General features: G+C 60.5%; 1 protein-coding gene. It reads left to right on the plus strand.

The genetic code is table 11. The features are described 5' to 3' along the window. Positions 1 to 31: 31 nt before the first annotated feature. On the plus strand, positions 32 to 489 hold a 458-nt coding region (locus tag AC1D0P_RS28685), incomplete at its 3' end, for a creatininase family protein (protein WP_477679838.1).

The following is a 489-nucleotide window of genomic DNA, read 5'->3' on the forward strand; positions in this document are numbered from 1 at the left end:
AGCAAGGAGCATCGCAAGTGGAGCATCGGCAATGGGCAAACCTTTCTTCTGGAACGAATTGACCAGCCCCGAATTTGCCCTGCTCGATGCTGACAAGACCGTCGCCGTGCTGCCGATCGCCTCGACGGAGCAGCATGGCCCGCATCTGCCGATCTCGACGGATGTCAGCATCGCCAATGGCATGATTGCCGAGGTCCGCAAGAATCTCCCCGACCATCTCGACATCCTGGTCCTGCCGACACAGGAAATCGGCAAGGCCAACGAGCACATTTATGGGCCGGGCACGCTGTCGCTCGGCGCCGACATCCTGATACCCGCCTGGACTGCGATCGGCCAGAAAGTGTCGGAAGCCGGCATTCGCAAGATGGTGATCGTCAATTCGCACGGCGGCAATCTCGACATCATGAGCATTGTCGCCCGCGAACTGCGCGTGCGCTTCAACATGGCGGTCGTGTCGACGCAATGGGCTCGTTTCGGCCATCCCGAGGG

Source organism: Polaromonas sp. P1_G2, from assembly GCF_056405515.1.